Origin of the sequence: Gracilibacillus massiliensis (assembly GCF_001458115.1) — a bacterium.
GTDB lineage: Bacteria > Bacillota > Bacilli > Bacillales > Amphibacillaceae > Gracilibacillus > Gracilibacillus massiliensis.
On sequence record NZ_CZRP01000010.1, the window covers coordinates 183,635 to 200,293 of the forward strand.

16 protein-coding genes and 1 riboswitch are annotated in these 16,659 nt (G+C 39.6%); of the genes, 2 read left to right on the forward strand and 14 right to left on the reverse strand.

The annotated features are described in order from the left end of the window. Nucleotide 1: 1 nt before the first annotated feature. The 12 genes from purN to BN3107_RS03145 all read right to left on the reverse strand — a co-directional run bounded on the left by purN (nucleotide 2) and on the right by BN3107_RS03145 (nucleotide 10,989). Nucleotides 2–574 carry a phosphoribosylglycinamide formyltransferase gene (gene purN, locus BN3107_RS03095; protein ID WP_058306178.1) on the reverse strand — a complete coding sequence of 191 codons (573 nt, stop codon included), beginning with the start codon at nucleotides 572–574 and terminating at the stop codon, nucleotides 2–4. Continuing rightward, a complete protein-coding gene (gene purM, locus BN3107_RS03100) occupies nucleotides 567–1,595 on the reverse strand; it encodes a phosphoribosylformylglycinamidine cyclo-ligase (protein ID WP_058306179.1) in 1,029 nt (342 codons plus the stop codon). Before purM ends, purN begins: the two co-directional genes overlap by 8 nt. Before the next feature lie 146 nt (nucleotides 1,596–1,741). Continuing rightward, nucleotides 1,742–3,154 carry an amidophosphoribosyltransferase gene (purF, locus tag BN3107_RS03105; RefSeq protein WP_058306180.1) on the reverse strand — a complete coding sequence of 471 codons (1,413 nt, stop codon included), beginning with the start codon at nucleotides 3,152–3,154 and terminating at the stop codon, nucleotides 1,742–1,744. Further along, the gene (gene purL, locus BN3107_RS03110; protein WP_058306181.1) at nucleotides 3,130–5,358 is read right to left on the reverse strand and encodes a phosphoribosylformylglycinamidine synthase subunit PurL; all 2,229 of its coding nucleotides are present in this window, start codon (nucleotides 5,356–5,358) and stop codon (nucleotides 3,130–3,132) included. The genes purF and purL overlap by 25 nt, the downstream gene beginning before the upstream one ends. Beyond that, on the reverse strand, nucleotides 5,342–6,025 hold the full coding sequence (purQ, locus tag BN3107_RS03115; RefSeq protein ID WP_058306182.1) for a phosphoribosylformylglycinamidine synthase subunit PurQ: 684 nt from the start codon (nucleotides 6,023–6,025) through the stop codon (nucleotides 5,342–5,344). Before purQ ends, purL begins: the two co-directional genes overlap by 17 nt. After that, nucleotides 6,022–6,273, reverse strand: coding sequence for a phosphoribosylformylglycinamidine synthase subunit PurS (purS, locus tag BN3107_RS03120; RefSeq protein WP_058306183.1), 252 nt, complete (start codon nucleotides 6,271–6,273; stop codon nucleotides 6,022–6,024). The genes purQ and purS overlap by 4 nt, the downstream gene beginning before the upstream one ends. Next, nucleotides 6,270–6,983: a phosphoribosylaminoimidazolesuccinocarboxamide synthase gene (purC, locus tag BN3107_RS03125; RefSeq protein ID WP_058306184.1), complete on the reverse strand. Its 714-nt coding sequence runs from the start codon at nucleotides 6,981–6,983 to the stop codon at nucleotides 6,270–6,272. The genes purS and purC overlap by 4 nt, the downstream gene beginning before the upstream one ends. A 15-nt stretch (nucleotides 6,984–6,998) precedes the next feature. Next, the gene (gene purB, locus BN3107_RS03130; protein ID WP_058306185.1) at nucleotides 6,999–8,294 is read right to left on the reverse strand and encodes an adenylosuccinate lyase; all 1,296 of its coding nucleotides are present in this window, start codon (nucleotides 8,292–8,294) and stop codon (nucleotides 6,999–7,001) included. 12 nt (nucleotides 8,295–8,306) lie between these two features. Beyond that, nucleotides 8,307–9,434 (reverse strand): 5-(carboxyamino)imidazole ribonucleotide synthase, encoded by a 1,128-nt coding sequence (purK, locus tag BN3107_RS03135; RefSeq protein ID WP_058306186.1) that lies wholly within the window; start codon nucleotides 9,432–9,434, stop codon nucleotides 8,307–8,309. Further along, nucleotides 9,421–9,912 (reverse strand): 5-(carboxyamino)imidazole ribonucleotide mutase, encoded by a 492-nt coding sequence (purE, locus tag BN3107_RS03140; RefSeq protein WP_058306187.1) that lies wholly within the window; start codon nucleotides 9,910–9,912, stop codon nucleotides 9,421–9,423. Before purE ends, purK begins: the two co-directional genes overlap by 14 nt. 113 nt (nucleotides 9,913–10,025) lie before the next feature. After that, nucleotides 10,026–10,124, reverse strand: a riboswitch (purine riboswitch). Nucleotides 10,125–10,229: 105 nt separating this feature from the next. Then, the gene (locus BN3107_RS19285) at nucleotides 10,230–10,448 is read right to left on the reverse strand and encodes an NETI motif-containing protein (RefSeq protein ID WP_077065036.1); all 219 of its coding nucleotides are present in this window, start codon (nucleotides 10,446–10,448) and stop codon (nucleotides 10,230–10,232) included. Next, nucleotides 10,384–10,989, reverse strand: a complete 606-nt coding sequence (locus BN3107_RS03145; RefSeq protein ID WP_058306188.1) for a DUF2179 domain-containing protein — start codon at nucleotides 10,987–10,989, stop codon at nucleotides 10,384–10,386. Before BN3107_RS03145 ends, BN3107_RS19285 begins: the two co-directional genes overlap by 65 nt. A 101-nt stretch (nucleotides 10,990–11,090) precedes the next feature. Between BN3107_RS03145 and BN3107_RS03150 the strand changes: the two genes are divergently transcribed. Continuing rightward, entirely contained in the window at nucleotides 11,091–11,522 is a 432-nt protein-coding gene (locus BN3107_RS03150) for an Hsp20/alpha crystallin family protein (RefSeq protein WP_058306189.1), read from the forward strand. Nucleotides 11,523–11,647: 125 nt separating this feature from the next. Further along, nucleotides 11,648–13,618, forward strand: a complete 1,971-nt coding sequence (locus tag BN3107_RS03155; protein WP_058306190.1) for a YjhG/YagF family D-xylonate dehydratase — start codon at nucleotides 11,648–11,650, stop codon at nucleotides 13,616–13,618. A 631-nt stretch (nucleotides 13,619–14,249) separates the two neighbouring features. Here the strand turns inward: BN3107_RS03155 and gucD are convergent. Then, nucleotides 14,250–15,704, reverse strand: coding sequence for an alpha-ketoglutaric semialdehyde dehydrogenase GucD (gene gucD / locus BN3107_RS03160; RefSeq protein WP_058306191.1), 1,455 nt, complete (start codon nucleotides 15,702–15,704; stop codon nucleotides 14,250–14,252). Between the two features lie 17 nt (nucleotides 15,705–15,721). Then, a complete protein-coding gene (locus BN3107_RS03165; RefSeq protein WP_058306192.1) occupies nucleotides 15,722–16,600 on the reverse strand; it encodes a fumarylacetoacetate hydrolase family protein in 879 nt (292 codons plus the stop codon). Nucleotides 16,601–16,659 lie beyond the last annotated feature (59 nt).

Consider the following 16,659-nt stretch of genomic DNA (forward strand, 5'->3'; position numbering starts at 1 on the left):
GTTATTCTCCTCTCGTAATCAATTTCTGAATCGTTGCTGGATAAAGCGTATGTTCCACTTGTTGAACCGCTTTTTGTAAATCTTCTCTACTCATATCATCTTCAATTTGAACAGGTGCTTGCGCAATAATCTTTCCGGTATCCATCCCTTCATCTACATAATGAATGGTTACTCCAGATACCTTTACTCCAGCATCAAATGCTTGTCCAATCGCATCTAGTCCAGGAAATGCTGGTAAAAGTGATGGATGAATATTAATGATTTTTCCTTCGAACGGACGAAGTAATGTTTCACCGATCAGACGCATGTATCCTGCTAAGACGATTAAATCTACTTTTTCTAATTGAAGTATTTCTACTAGCTTCGCTTCAAACATTTCTTTATTTCGATATTGTTTCGGATCAAATGCAAATGTCGGAGTACCGTACTCGTTTGCTTTTTCTAATACTTTTGCATTAGGTGTATCACAAACCAGTAATGCTACCTCTGCATCTAGCGTACCATTTTTTTCAGCTTCAATAATGGCATCATAATTACTTCCGGTTCCTGACGCAAATACTGCTATTTTAGTCATTGGAAAATGTCACCCCTGCTTCTGTTGTAACCTCACCGATAACATAGGCCTGTTCACCGATATCTTCTAACAATTGGAGTGCCATATCCGCTTCATGTGCATCAACGATTACTGCCATTCCGATCCCCATGTTAAATACGCCATACATATCTTCTTCTTTTAGTTCTGCTTGTTTTTGTAAATAATCAAAAACGGCCGGCTTTTGCCATGAACCTTTTTGAATGTTCACACCTAAACCTTCAGGTAATGCACGTGGTAGGTTCTCATAGAAACCACCGCCAGTTACATGACTAATCCCTTTAATCGTAAGGTCTAACTTTAATTGTTGAATCGCTTTGGTATAGATCTTGGTTGGTTCGAGAAGGGCTTCTCCTAAAGTGGTCGATAATTCCTCAATTTGATCTTGGTAGTTGAGACCTTTATCTTCTATAATTTTACGTACTAGTGAAAAACCATTGGAATGAACTCCAGATGATGCAAGGCCAATCACTTTGTCCCCTGCTTGAATGCTATCACCTGTGATGATTTGCTTTTTATCAGCAATTCCAACAACGAAGCCTGCGAGATCATACTCATCATCTTCATACATCCCAGGCATTTCCGCTGTCTCACCACCAATTAATGCGGCGTTACTCTGCACACATCCATCTGTGATGCCTTTAACGATTTGTTCGATTTTTTCCGGTTGATTTTTACCACATGCGATGTAATCCAGGAAAAATAGTGGATCGGCACCTTGAGCAACGATATCATTGACACACATCGCAACTAAGTCGACTCCGACTGTATCATGCTTATCCATTTCAAAAGCAAGCTTTAGCTTTGTTCCGACACCATCTGTTCCTGAAACTAGTACTGGTTCTTCATATGAGAATTTACTTAAATCAAAAAGGCCTGCAAATGCTCCAACGCCACCGATTACTTCGGGACGATTTGTTTTTGCGATATGCTTTTTCATTAAATCGACTGCCTGGTAGCCTGCATGAACATCGACTCCAGCATCTTTGTAGATATCACTCATTATTTGAACTCCTTTTTGTGCCTGGAAGTTTTATGGCCACTTTTGATGGTTTTATGGCCACTTCCAGGCTTTTTATGGCCACTTTTTCTACTTTTATGGTCACTTCTTAACATTTTATGGCCACTTTCCACCGTTTTATGGCCACTTTACTCTTTATAAGCAGGAATCACTGTATCCGGATAAATTTCCGTTGGATAATTTCCAGTGAAACAAGCTTGGCAGACACCATGCTGTCGGCGATCACGATCTGCTACAATCGATGCTTCCAAGCCTTTTGTTGATAAAAAGGATAAGCTGTCGGCACCGATGATTTCGCGCATATCTTCTAATGAATGATTCGCTGCGATCAATTCACCTTTTGTTGACGTGTCTATTCCATAATAACATGGATTTTGAATTGGTGGCGAGGCAATCCGAACATGTACTTCGGTTGCACCTGCTTCTTTTAATAAACGAACGATACGTCGGCTCGTTGTACCACGGACGATTGAATCATCTACCATGACGACTCGTTTACCATCGACAATCCCGCGAACTGCTGATAGCTTCATTTTCACACCTTGTTCACGCAGTTCCTGTGATGGTTGAATAAACGTTCTGCCGACATAACGATTTTTAATTAACCCGAGCTCATATGGAATTCCGGTTGCTTCTGAGAAACCAATGGCTGCAGAGATACTGGAATCAGGTACACCGGTTACGACATCTGCTTCTACTGGTGACTCTGTCGCAAGTTGTTTCCCCATTGTTTTACGACTCGCATGGACATTTGTCTCATTCAAATCACTATCTGGACGGGAAAAATATACGTATTCCATCGAGCAAAGCGTACGCTCCATTGGAGAGGTAAATTGCCTCGTACGTAAGCCATCTTCATCAATGATAATTAACTCACCAGGATACACTTCTCTTTCATAGGTTGCACCAATCAAATCAAATGCGCAAGTTTCAGAAGCAACCACATAAGCATCACCCAAGCGACCAAGCGATAACGGACGTAATCCACGTGGGTCTAATCCGATAAATAGCTGATCTTCAGTTAAAATTGAAAATGCATAAGCACCTTTTATCATGCCAAGCGCTGAGCTAATCGCATCTTCCATTGGTACATTTCCACTTCGTTTAATTAAGTGGGCAATTACTTCTGTATCTGAAGTAGTTTGCAGAATACTACCTTGTGCTTCTAATTGGCTTTTTAATTGGTGGGCATTCACTAAATTACCGTTATGAGCTAATGCCATACTATTTGTTTGAGAACGGAACACAAGTGGCTGGACATTTTCAAATCCGCCGCCACCTTGTGTTGCATAACGGACATGACCTACCGCTGCATGCCCTGTTAAGCGTGAAACTTCCCCTTCTGAAAAGACATCATTAATTAAACCGACACCTTTATGGACGTTCAGTTTTTCACCATCTGTCGTGACAATCCCTGCACCTTCTTGTCCACGATGCTGGAGGGCATGAAGACCGTAATACGTCATTTCTGCAGCCTTTTCATGTCCCCAGATCGCAAATACTCCACATTCTTCGTTTAAGCCTTTGATTTCAGCAAGCACGGGATAGCTCCTTTCCATAGCTGTTGTAATGATTCTACGTCTTCAGTGATTGCTTCCTTGTCACCATTTCGTACTACTAGTCTATTAGACGAAGTTACTGTTCCTAACAATCTTGCATCTTCTACTTTTGCTTCAAATGCCTCACGTTTGTCTTCTGGAATCGATACTAAGAATCGTGATTGTGATTCACTAAATAATCCACTCGTTAAATCACCATCTACCTGAATCTCTGCACCTAGCCCTTTCTCATTAAATAGACTTTCCGCTATCGCAACGGCTAGTCCACCTTCTGCAAGATCATGGGCAGAGGAAACAAACCCTGCACGAATGGCATCTAGTAATTGTTCCTGGCGTTTTGCTTCTGTATCTAAATCAATTGCTGGAGCTTTTCCAAAATACTTTCCTTCTAAAAGGTTTTGTAATTCACTGCCACCAAATTCTGCTTTTGTCTCACCGATCACATAAACAAGATCGCCTTCATTTTGAAAATGAGATGGCGTAATGTCTGCTAGTGATTGATGTAAACCAACCATACCTACAACAGGCGTTGGAAAAATCGCTTGGCCATTTGATTCATTGTAAAGTGATACGTTCCCACTAATAACTGGTGTATTAAGGCGTAAACTTGCGGCACTCATACCTTCCACACTTTTTTCCATTTGCCAGAAGTTTTCTGGTTTATCTGGATTTCCGAAGTTCAAGCCATCTGTTAAGGCAAGTGGCTTTGCACCAGATGCAACTATGTTACGAGCTGCTTCTGCTACGGCAATCTTACCGCCTACTTCAGGATCTAAATGAATATAACGAGAATTACAGTCGGTTGTCATCGCGATCGCTTTATCATAACCACGCACTCGAACTACTGCCGCGTCAGATCCTGGTGAGAAAACGGTATTTGCTTGTACCATTGAATCGTATTGATCATAGACATATTCTTTACTAGCGATCGTAGGCTGCTGTAATAATTGTTTCAATGTTTCTGCATGATCGTTCACTTCCGGTTTGTAGTCAGGCATCTTTTGATATTCTTCATAAAATACAGGAACTTTTGATTCTTTATGAAAAATTGGTGCGTCTTCTGCCAGATTATCAACTGGAATATCAGCTACAACGTCACCTTTATGCAATAAGCGGAACATTTTATCATCTGTTACTTCACCTACAGCTACTGCTTCCAGATCATATTTTTTGAAAATATCAACGATTTCCTGTTCTTCACCTTTTTTCACACATAAAAGCATACGTTCCTGAGATTCAGATAGCATCATCTCATAGGCGCTCATATTCTCTTCACGCTGTGGAATTAGATCTAAGTTCATTTCCATTCCCATACCAGCTTTACTTGCCATCTCACTTGCAGATGATGTGAGACCAGCTGCGCCCATATCCTGAATACCTACTAATGCATCGGAATGAATCACTTCTAAACATGCTTCAATTAATAATTTTTCCATAAAAGGGTCACCAACTTGTACGTTGGAACGTTTGCTTTCGGAATCCTCTGACAAATCTTCTGAAGCAAAGGTTGCCCCGTGAATACCGTCACGTCCAGTTTTAGAACCAACATACATAATCGTGTTGCCTTTTCCTGCTGCAATCCCTTTCTGAATATCTTTGGTATCGATTAAACCAACACACATTGCATTCACAAGTGGATTTCCTTCATAACAATCATCAAATTGCACTTCTCCGCCAACGGTTGGAACCCCTACACAGTTGCCATAACCAGCAATCCCATGTACGACTTCATCAAAAAGGTATTTGACGCGGCCTGTATTCAAATTACCGAAGCGCAGTGAATTTAGGGAAGCAATTGGGCGAGCTCCCATCGAAAATACGTCACGAATAATACCACCTACACCTGTTGCAGCACCTTGATATGGCTCAACTGCTGAAGGGTGATTATGACTTTCGACTTTAAATACGACACCTTGACCATCACCGATATCTACCACACCAGCACCTTCACCAGGCCCTTGCACGACTTGAGGACCTTCCGTTGGGAATTTGCTTAGTAATGGCTTCGATGTTTTATAACTGCAATGTTCTGACCACATTACCGAAAAAATGCCGATTTCCGTGAAGTTTGGACGTCGACCCATAATGTTTTTGATCATGTCATATTCTTTATCTGTTAAGCCCATTTCCTGATAGACTTTATCTTGTTCTACTTGTTCTGGACTTAATTCAGGCGCCTGCAACATAACGTTCCCTCCAGTTTTCTAACATTGATTGGAATAGTTTTAAGCCATCATCACTATTTAAAATAGCTTCTACTGCACGTTCCGGGTGTGGCATCATTCCTAACACATTTCCTTGTTCATTAATGATTCCAGCAATATCTGCCACAGAACCGTTCGGATTATTTTGATAAGAAAATACAATTTGGTTATTTTCTTTTAATTTAGCAAGTGTTTGATCATCACAATAGTAGTTTCCATCATGATGGGCAATTGGAATCGAGACAACTTCACCTTTTTGATATTTTGAGGTGAAAAGTGTGTCATTGTTTTCAACAACTAAGTTTTCAAAATGGCACATGAATTTTAAATTTTGATTTCGAAGCATCGCACCTGGAAGTAAACCAGACTCTAGTAGAATTTGGAATCCATTACAGACACCAAGAATCGGAATACCTTTTTCTGCTTGTGTGCGTAATTGCTTGACGATATCAGAAGTAGATGCAATCGCACCAGAACGAAGATAATCACCATAGCTGAAGCCACCAGGGATTAAAACCGCATCATATCCATCAAGATTTGCTTCCTGATACCATACTAAATCTGCTTCTTCTCCTAGTGCATCTTTTGCCGCATAGTACATATCGCGGTCACAATTGGAGCCTGGGAAGACAACGACAGCAAATTTCACTGTGTAACCCCCTCTTCCACTGTATAGGAGTAATTTTCAATAACTGGGTTAGCAAGTAACTTATTACACATATCTTCAATTTCTTTCTCAATATTGGCATCATCATTTACCGTTAATTCAAGATATTTACCGACACGAACTTCTTGTACGTTGTCATAACCTAATGTATTTAAAGATCCTTGTACTGCTTTTCCCTGTGGGTCTAAAACGCCCTCTTTTAATGTGATGTGTACTTTTACTAGTTTCATTGTTTTGCCTCCAGTCTCGTTAAAATATTGTCATATACAGTGACTAAATCTCCTAGATCTTCGCGAAACACGTCTTTATCCATTTTTTCGCCTGTTGCAATGTCCCATAGTCTGCATGTATCTGGACTTACTTCATCAGATAATACGATTTCTCGATTAGCATTTCGTCCAAATTCGAGTTTGAAGTCGACAAGCTGTAAATTGATTTCTTTGAAAAAGCTTTGCAGTTGTTCGTTCACTTGGCGCGCCATTTCTTTAATTTGCTTGAGGTCGGCCTCTGTAGCATCTGTTAAAAGCAAGGCATGCTCATCGTTAATGAGCGGATCACCAAGCTCATCCTTTTTATAAAAAAGTTCGACTAGTGGCGGTGAAAAAATCGTTTTTTCTTCGATCCCTGTGCGGCGAACAATGCTTCCTGCCGCGACATTTCGCACCACTACCTCTAATGGAATGATCGTCGTTTTTTCAACTAATTGCTCGGTTTCGTTTAAGGCTTCTTTAAAATGACTACTGACACCATGCTGATGTAAGTATTCAAATACTTTGGCAGAAATTAAATTGTTATAACGACCTTTACCTTGGAATTCTGCTTTTTTCTCTCCATTAAAAGCTGTTGCATCATTCTTATAAGAAAGGACTAACAATTCTGGCTGATCTTTGACGGTAAACACTTGCTTCGCTTTTCCTTCATATAACAACTTGTCCTTCATCTCGTTACACGCTCCTTATGCTAAGCCGATTTTTTTGAAGATTTGATCGACATTTTTTAAATGGTAGGTATAATCAAAGCAATCATCTAATTGCTCTTTCGATAATGTACTGGTAATCCGTTCTTCCTGTTCAATTAACTGACGGAATGGTGTTGCGGTTTCCCATGCTTTCATTGCGTTTGGTTGTACCATATCGTATGCCTCTTCACGACTCATTCCTTGATCAATTAAGGAAAGTAATACACGTTGAGAGAAAATCACACCATAGGTACGATCAATATTACGTTTCATATTCTCAGGAAATACCGTTAGATTTTTCACGATATTGCCAAAACGATTCAACATATAATTAAGTGCAATCGTCGCATCCGGTAAAATTACACGTTCTGCCGATGAGTGGGAAATATCACGTTCATGCCATAATGATACATTCTCGTAAGCTGTCATCATGTAACCACGGATGACGCGCGCCATACCTGTCATATTTTCCGAACCGATCGGGTTACGTTTATGCGGCATGGCAGAAGATCCTTTTTGTCCTTTTGCAAAGAATTCTTCCACTTCACGTGTTTCTGTTTTTTGCAGACCGCGAATTTCTGTCGCGAATTTTTCAATAGAACTTGCGACAAGTGCTATTGCTGATAAATATTGAGCATGACGATCACGTTGCAAAGTTTGTGTCGAAACGGGTGCTGCTTGTAAGCCTAATTTTTCACAAACAAATTTTTCTACAAAAGGATCGATATTCGCGTAGGTACCTACTGCGCCTGATAGTTTACCAGTCTCGATCACTTTGGCCGCTGCATCAAAACGCTCTAAATTACGTTTCATTTCTTCATACCAAAGCGCCAGCTTCAGACCAAATGTGGTAGGTTCAGCATGTACACCATGAGTACGTCCCATCATTACAGTATTTTTATGTTCAATTGCTTTTTCTTTTAAAATTTCAATGAAGTTTACGATATCGCGACGGATAATTTGGTTGGCTTGTTTCAGCATATAGGAAAGTGCCGTATCGACTACATCCGTTGAAGTTAAACCATAGTGCACCCATTTCTTTTCATCACCTAACGTTTCCGAAACCGCACGAGTAAATGCAACCACATCGTGACGTGTATCTTGTTCAATTTCAAAAATACGATCAATATTAAATGAGGCATTTGCTCTTATTTCTTTTACATCTTCTTTCGGAATGATACCTAACTCACTCCAAGCTTCACATGCTAAAATTTCCACCTCAAGCCACGCATTAAAACGATTCTCATCTGTCCAAATCTTTCCCATTTCTTCTCTTGTATAACGTTCGATCATGAATGTTTCCTCCTAGTTTTCGATTATCTTTTTTTCTACTAGTTCATTATATATGATTAATGGATCGTCCCCAATAAATGTTACATGACCCATTTTTCTAAGTGGCTTGTTTTCGGCTTTGCCGTACATGTGAATATGTGCAGAAGGATTGTCTTCTAATTGATTGAAAAAAGGTTCGACATCTTTACCAAGCAAATTGACCATTACTGCACCACCGTGAGCGTGAACTGGAATAAGTGGCAAACCACAAATTGCGCGAATATGCTGTTCAAATTGAGAAACATTACATGCTTCGATCGTATAATGGCCAGAATTGTGTGGGCGTGGTGCTAATTCATTAATGAGAATCTCTTCACCACAGACAAACATTTCAATTGCGAATGTTCCAACCACACCGATTGTCTCGGCAATAGCTTTTGCTGCCTGTCTTGCTTTTTCTCCAATTTGTTCTGACACAAGACCAGGTGCAATTGTTGCATGTGAAATGTGATCACGGTGCTTATTTTCGGCAACAGGGAAATAGGTCATCTCTCCTGATTTCGTTCTTGTGAACACAATCGAGATTTCTTTATCAAAAGGCACCCATTTTTCAATAATTAAGCGATCAGCGGAATCTAGCATTTCAGAAGCTTCTTGCAAATCATTTGGACTAGAAAGCTTGATTTGACCTTTGCCATCGTAGCCACCTCGACATGTTTTGGCTACGGAAGGGTAACCGATTCGTTCAACTGCGGTCTGTAACTCTTCGGTTGTCGTCACAATCGCGAAGTCGGCAACAGGCTGGTTACTGTCAACCATTGCTTTTTTCTCTAATTCACGATCTTGTGTGACTTTTAGTGAGTTAGCACCCTGTGGAAGAATACCGGCTTCTTCTAAAATTTGAGCCGCCTTTAAATCGACATTTTCAAATTCATAGGTCACGACATCGCTTTTCTCTGTCAATTGTTTGACTGCTGCTAGGTCATCATATGCAGCTACAATTTGCTGATCTGCAACTTGTGCGGTCGGGCAATCTGGAGTAGGATCTAAAACAATAACGCGATATCCCATATGTTTGGCAGTTGTCGTCATCATTCGTCCCAATTGTCCCCCGCCAATAATTCCGATGGTAGATCCGAATAATAATTTATTGGTCTGCAAGTTGGTCCCTCATTTCTGCTACTTTTTGTTTCATTTGATCTTGATAGTTTTCTAGACGTTTGGCAACTTTTTCATTAGATGTACCGATTATTTGGGTGGCAAGAATACCAGCATTTTTAGCACCAGCTTTACCAATCGCTACGGTTGCAACTGGTACACCACCTGGCATTTGCACAATTGAATAAAGGGAATCAAGTCCACTCATTGTGCTCGTTTTAACAGGAACACCGATTACTGGCAAAGTAGTTTTAGAAGCAACCATACCTGGCAAATGTGCTGCGCCTCCAGCCCCGGCGATGATTACTTTTAACCCTCTGTCACGAGCTTTCTCAGCATAAGCGAACATGTCTTCAGGTGTACGATGTGCGGAGATTACCTCTTTTTCATAACTAATTTCTAGTTCTTCAAGCATTTCACATGTATGCTTCATCGTTTCCCAATCTGAAATACTTCCCATAATAACACCGACCTGTACCATTGAAATCCCTCTTTTCTTTGTAAAATATCAAAAAACCTATTCATCTTCTCTATCAGGAGAGAAGATGAATAGGTTATAAGTCCATAACTACCCTGATGATTTTCTACTAAAAATCATCGTTCATCTTCCCTCATAGTCCATCATTTACGGTGACGGGTAGAAACTTTTGAGCCATATTCTCAGATTATATGAGGAATTAATTACAGTAAATTATTGGTTTTTCTGTTGTTTTGTTAGATTAATTAACTACATTATTATGATAACAAGAGCACTCGAACTCTGTCAACAAAAATCGAACATTAAAATAATAGTTCATTTTAATGTTCGTGTTTTGCTATTTTCGCATCAAATATTATGTTTCTTCCATATGGAAACTTTTCTCCATTTTCTTCTATAAAAATGGGTTCTTCCACTCGTCTTACTGGTTGATATCCTTCTTGTTTGATTCGCTCTAAACATGCATCAATCGATTCATTCTCCTCGACTGTGAACTTCTTCTTGTTTGGCTTCTTGCTGTTCTTCTGCTTTTTCGACACTTTTTCGAATCCTCCCTTTTTTTACTTGCTTCACCCAGAAACCACCATGAATCTGCTTGGGTTCATAGGCAATAATAAAGGCCTTTGGATCAATTGTCTTGATCGTTTCGTATAAATGCAGTTCATATTTTCTTGGTGACAAAATTTGCATCGACAATCGATCCCCGTCCATCCCATATGCATACCAAGCGGTCACACCGTAGCCTTTTTCTCTCAGTTGTCTTGTGAACGAAATATCAGGATTGGAAGAAATCACATTCACCGTAATATAACCTAATGCTAATTTCTCTTCAATCATTGAGCCAATTACCACCCCTAAACCATATCCAAGTCCGTATGCGACTAAGTTTTGAATTTCACCAAGATTGTCTAATACTAGCCCTAATCCCAATGTATAAATGACGATTTCAAAAGTTCCAATTGTTCCAGCTATATAGCGTCTTCCTTTTAACGTTAAAATCACTCTTAATGTAGAAAGTGATACATAAACAATATTGATTGCCATGATAATGACTACCATAATAAATGCATTTTCAAGCATTATAGCACCTCCGTTTACGCACAACCTTTTTTATAGGTTCATATCCTATATTATAGCGAACCTATTTTAACATAGCTACGCATGAAAGGGGAGAGATTGCTTTGGATCCATTTCAACATATGCATGAATGGAAAAACAATTTAGATCAATTTTTTGGCGGCAATTTTTGGGATGATTTTGAACATATTATCAAACCTCCGATACCTGCCGTTAATATATATGAATTAGATAATGAACTAGTAGTTTATGTTAACTTGCCCGGAATTAAAGATCGTAAACAAGTAAAGGTGTTTGTGGATTCTAATATTTTGGAATTGAAGGGGTCACTTTTTCCAGTTCAAACGTCGGGGAAATTAATAAAACAAGAGATTTTACAAGGGGACTTCTCAAGACAAATTGACCTTCCTTTCCCAGTAAGACAAGATCGGATCAATGCATCTTTAAAACAAGGAATGATGACGATTCACTTGCATCGACTTATCCAGGATCAAAAGAAAAAGAATGCTATTGAGATTGATGAATTTGAGGAATGAAAATAATAAAATAGCACTGATTTGTTTTATAATATAAAACTCACTTTTATATTATTGACACACTTTTTCTTACCCTCTATACTTAGACTATATGATGAAACCGCTTTAGATGGAGGGGAATGTATATGAGTAAAATAGATAATATAATGAATCATCCTGAAGAGATATACGATATAAAAACAGTAGCGAGAGGACCAATCGGCAAACTGCCTCTAACTGATAAAATGCTCAGAAAATCTCCAAGTGGAGACTTATTCGGGTTATCTCAAAATGTGGGGATGGGTTGGAGTCCGAACAGCCTAGATGGCAAACAAGTGTTATTACTAAGTACACAAGGTGGCCTAAAGGATGAAGAAGGCAATCCACTAGCATTAGGTTATCATACCGGGCACTGGGAAGTAGACATATTAATGAAAGAAGCGGCAAATGAAGTTAGTCAGCATTCAGGAATTCCTTTTGCTGCCTATGTGAGTGATCCATGTGATGGCCGTTCTCAAGGAACTACTGGTATGTTTGATTCCTTCCCATATCGAAACGATGCAGCAATGGTGTATCGTCGCTTAATTCGCTCGTTACCAACTCGTGATGCAGTATTAGGAATCGCTACTTGTGACAAAGGATTACCTGCTATGACAATTGCGTTAGCATCGATGCATGATTTACCTACCGTTGTTATTCCTGGGGGTGTTACATTACCTCCTCTATATGGGGAAGATGCTGGCAAGGTTCAAACGATTGGTGCGCGCTATTCCAATGATGAACTATCATTAGAAGAAGCAGCTGAGCTAGGTTGTGCGGCATGTGCAACACCAGGCGGCGGCTGTCAATTCTTAGGAACCGCTGCAACTGCACAAGTCGTTGCTGAAGCACTAGGTATGACAGTTCCACACGCTGCACTAGCACCATCCGGCCAAAAGGTATGGAAGGAAATGGCACGTCAATCATCAAGAGCGATTATAGCAATGGAAGAAGAAAAATTGACAACCAAAGATATCGTGACAGATGATGCCATCCATAATGCCATGGTAGTTCATGCGGCGTTTGGTGGTTCTACGAATCTACTATTGCACATACCTGCTATTGCACATGCGGCAAAATGTACGATTCCTTCTATTGAAGATTGGCACCGTATCAATAAAGAAACACCACGTTTAGTAAGTTTATTACCAAATGGACCAATACCACACCCAACAATTCGTGGTTATTTAGCAGGCGGGGTTCCAGAAGTGATGTTACATCTTCGTGATTTGGGGTTATTACGTGAAAACGTGATGACGGTTACTGGTCACACTCTCAAAGAAAATTTAGACTGGTGGGAACATTCCGAACGCAGACAAAAAATGAAGGAAAAATTAAAAGAAGCAGATCAAATTGATGCAGATGAAGTAATCATGTCAAAAGAACAAGCCGAAGAGCGCGGATTAACGTCGACAGTCACATTTCCAACTGGTAACATCGCACCAGAGGGAGCTGTCATTAAATCGACATCAATTGATCCTTCCAGACTTGATGAAAATCAAGTGTATTACCATAAAAGCGAAGCTAAAATCTACACTAGTGAAGCTAGCGCAATTGAAGCAATTAAAACAAAGCAAATTAAAAAAGGCGATATTATGATTTTAACCGGATGCGGGCCGTTAGGGACTGGAATGGAAGAAACGTACCAAGTTACTTCCGCATTAAAACACTTATCGTATGGTAAATATGTAACATTAATTACCGATGCTCGTTTTTCTGGTGTATCCACTGGAGCCTGTATTGGTCATGTTGGGCCAGAAGGACTAGCTGATGGACCAATCGGTAAGCTTCAAGACGGTGATATCATCGAAGTTAGAATCGATGCTAAAAATCTAGAAGGTACAATTAATTTTGTCGGACATGCTGATCAAGAAGTTTCGTATCAAGAAGGTGCTGCTATTCTCGCATCAAGAAGCATCAATGCAGACATCAAACCTTCCGACAACCTCCCAGATGATACTCGTTTATGGGCTGCTTTACAAAAAGTAAGTGGCGGTACTTGGAAAGGCAGCGTATATGATGTCGATCGAATTGTGGAAGTTTTAGAAGCTGGGGAGAAAGCATTGAAAGAAAAATAAAAATAAGGCTGAGACATAAATCAGGTGGTAATTTTGAGATTTTAGTACTGCCGTAACAACCGCTACGGCTTGTCCGCTTCCCTTTCCGCGGGTTTTTCTCCTCAGCTAACTTTTTAAGCATAGATCGCTTAAAAAGTGGATCTTCGGATAAAAACTTCCCGCAGGAGTGGAAGCGGACGCCTTCGCTTTTTAATGCTTTACAACTAAAGCAAGAATAGTCATGTTGGCTTTATATAATATTTTTTTGAATTTGTCATTAGATTACATTTCTTCGGTATCCAGTTAATAAGATTTATTGTTAATTTGTATTAAACCAAAATAATAGCAGTTGTAATCTTTGTAGAACTTCATTAAGCGTAGGCGCCCACTTCCACTCCTATGGGATCCTTTTTCCTGAAGATCCACTTTTCCATGCGGTTTGTGCTTGGAAAAGTTAGCTGAAGGAAAAAGCCCATGGAAAGGGGAGTGGGCAAGCCGAAGCGGATACTAAACATATACATCATGCCAAAATTGACACCTCAATTATGTCACATTTTTCTTCTAATAACATAAAGTCCAAACACTTCAGATGGATTTCCGAAGCGTTTGGACTTTTTAATTATAGAACTCTTTTGTTCCAGTCTATTCTTTTCTATCCTTTGATAAACACTGTCTTCGTTGTTGTGAAGAATTCTTTGGCTGCTTGGCCTTGTTCTCTTGAGTAGGAGCTTGATGCTTTCATGCCACCAAATGGCGCTTGTAATTCGACACCTGCTGTTTCCGAGTTAATTCTTACTAATCCTGCCTCAATATCGTCGATGAACGCTAAAATATGATCAATATTTTTCGTGAAAATCGAAGCACTTAAACCGAAGTCTACATCATTCGCCAAATCGATCGCATCTTCAATGGTTTCCACTTTCATTAGTGCTAAAACAGGACCGAAGATTTCTTCTTGTGCAATCGTCATATCTGTTGTTACATTATCGAAAATCGTTGGTTCGATATAGTAACCTTCTTTAAGGTTACCCTCCGTCAAAACATTACCACCTAACGCTAGTGTGGCTCCTTCTTCTTTCCCTTTTGCGATATAATGTTTCACGGTATTAAACTGGCCTTCACTCGCACAAGGACCCATCCAAGTTGATCCATCCATACCATCACCAACCGTAATCTCTTTTGCCTTTTCAAGTAGACGTTCTTTAAATTGATCATAGATAGCCGATTGTACGATGACACGACTACTACAGGTGCATTTTTGCCCCGTAGATTTCAAACCACCACTTAAAGTCGCATCGACAGCTGCTTCAATATCACAGTCTTCCGCAATGATGATCGGGTTTTTCCCGCCCATTTCTAGTTGATATTTTCCACCACGCGCTCCGACGGTATTTCCAATATTCCTACCTACATTGTTAGAACCAGTAAAGGTCACGGCGTTGACATCGTTATGTTCCGCGATACCTTGACCGACAACAGAACCACTACCTGTCACAAAATTAACTACACCTGCTGGAAATCCTGCTTTATCAAAACATTCAAAGACTTTTGCCGCAGTGACAGACCCCTCAGAAGCTGGTTTTAATACAACGGTATTGCCATAAATTAATGCGGGTGCCATTTTCCAGATCGGAATCGCAACAGGGAAGTTCCACGGTGTAATCACACCAACAACTCCAACCGGTACGCGTTTACTGAACATGAAGGCACTCGCATCTGTTGATGGAATCACATCACCCTCTGAACGCATGCCTTCTCCTGCATAATATTTGAGGATTTGAATCCCTCTAGTCGTTTCACCTTTAGCTTCAGGTAATGATTTCCCCATTTCTTTTGTCATGGTTGTTGCGATCTCTTCTAAATTTTCTTCCATAATTGCTGCCGCTTGATAAAGGTAATTACCTCGTTCCGCTCCCGCTAATTTACGCCATGCTTTTTGTGCACCTTTTGCTTGGGCAACGGCATCATCCAATTCGTCTCTTGTTGACTTTTGCACACTACCTACAATTTCGTTTTTGTTCGCAGGATTCGTACTTTGAACCACTTCACCTGATGCAGATGCTTTCCATTCGCCACCAATATAATTCAAAAATGTTTTTTCACTCATATCAAATTCTCCTTTTTTTATAAATTAGTTGCTAATTTTACTGGGTTTCTTAAAATACCAATTGACTCAATTTCTATCTCAATTACATCACCCTCTTGTAAAGTAAAACTATCATCAGGAATAATACATGTTCCTGTTAATAACGTTGTTCCATCTAGAATGTCGTTATCTTTGATTAAGTAGGACACTAACTCATTGTAAGTTCGCTTTAACATAGAGGTATTTGCATTACCCTTCGTTACTAATTCCCCGTTACGCTCAATCCGACACTCTATTTCTAGGTTGTATGGATCTTCGACTGTATCCGCTAACAAAATTGCAGGACCAATAGCACACGAATGCTTCCACATTTTCGCTTGTGGTAAATAAAGCGGATTTTCCCCTTCAATATCCCTACTACTCATATCATTCCCAACTGTAAACCCTACTATTTCACAATCTGCTTTTACTACTAATGCTAATTCAGGTTCTGGTATTTGCCAATTGGAATCTGTTCTAATTCCAACAGGTACATTAGGTCCAATCAATCGCCTTGCTGTTGACTTCAAGAAAATTTCAGGTCTTCTTGCATCATATACCTTATCATAAAAAGAATCTTTTTGAACATTTGCTTCACGATTTCTTGCTTCCTTACTTTTTAAATACGTTACACCAGCTGCCCAAACTTCATCTGATTGAATTGGTGCCAGTAAATCTAACTCAGAATAAGACTTTTCGATTGGTGATTTCGATTTGATATCCTCTTCTATTAATTGAAGAGCTGATTTTTTTTCCTGTTCTGTTTGGCTAAGTAAATCTTGAAATGTATCATACGTAAGCTCAAAGATGTTATTTTCTTTTGTGATAACAGCTAACTGTGTTTGACTTTCATTTTTTTTGTATCTTATTACTTTCATTTACACTTCCTCCTCATTTTCAAACTAATATGTTTTACATTATAAAACTAAGTTTTTAT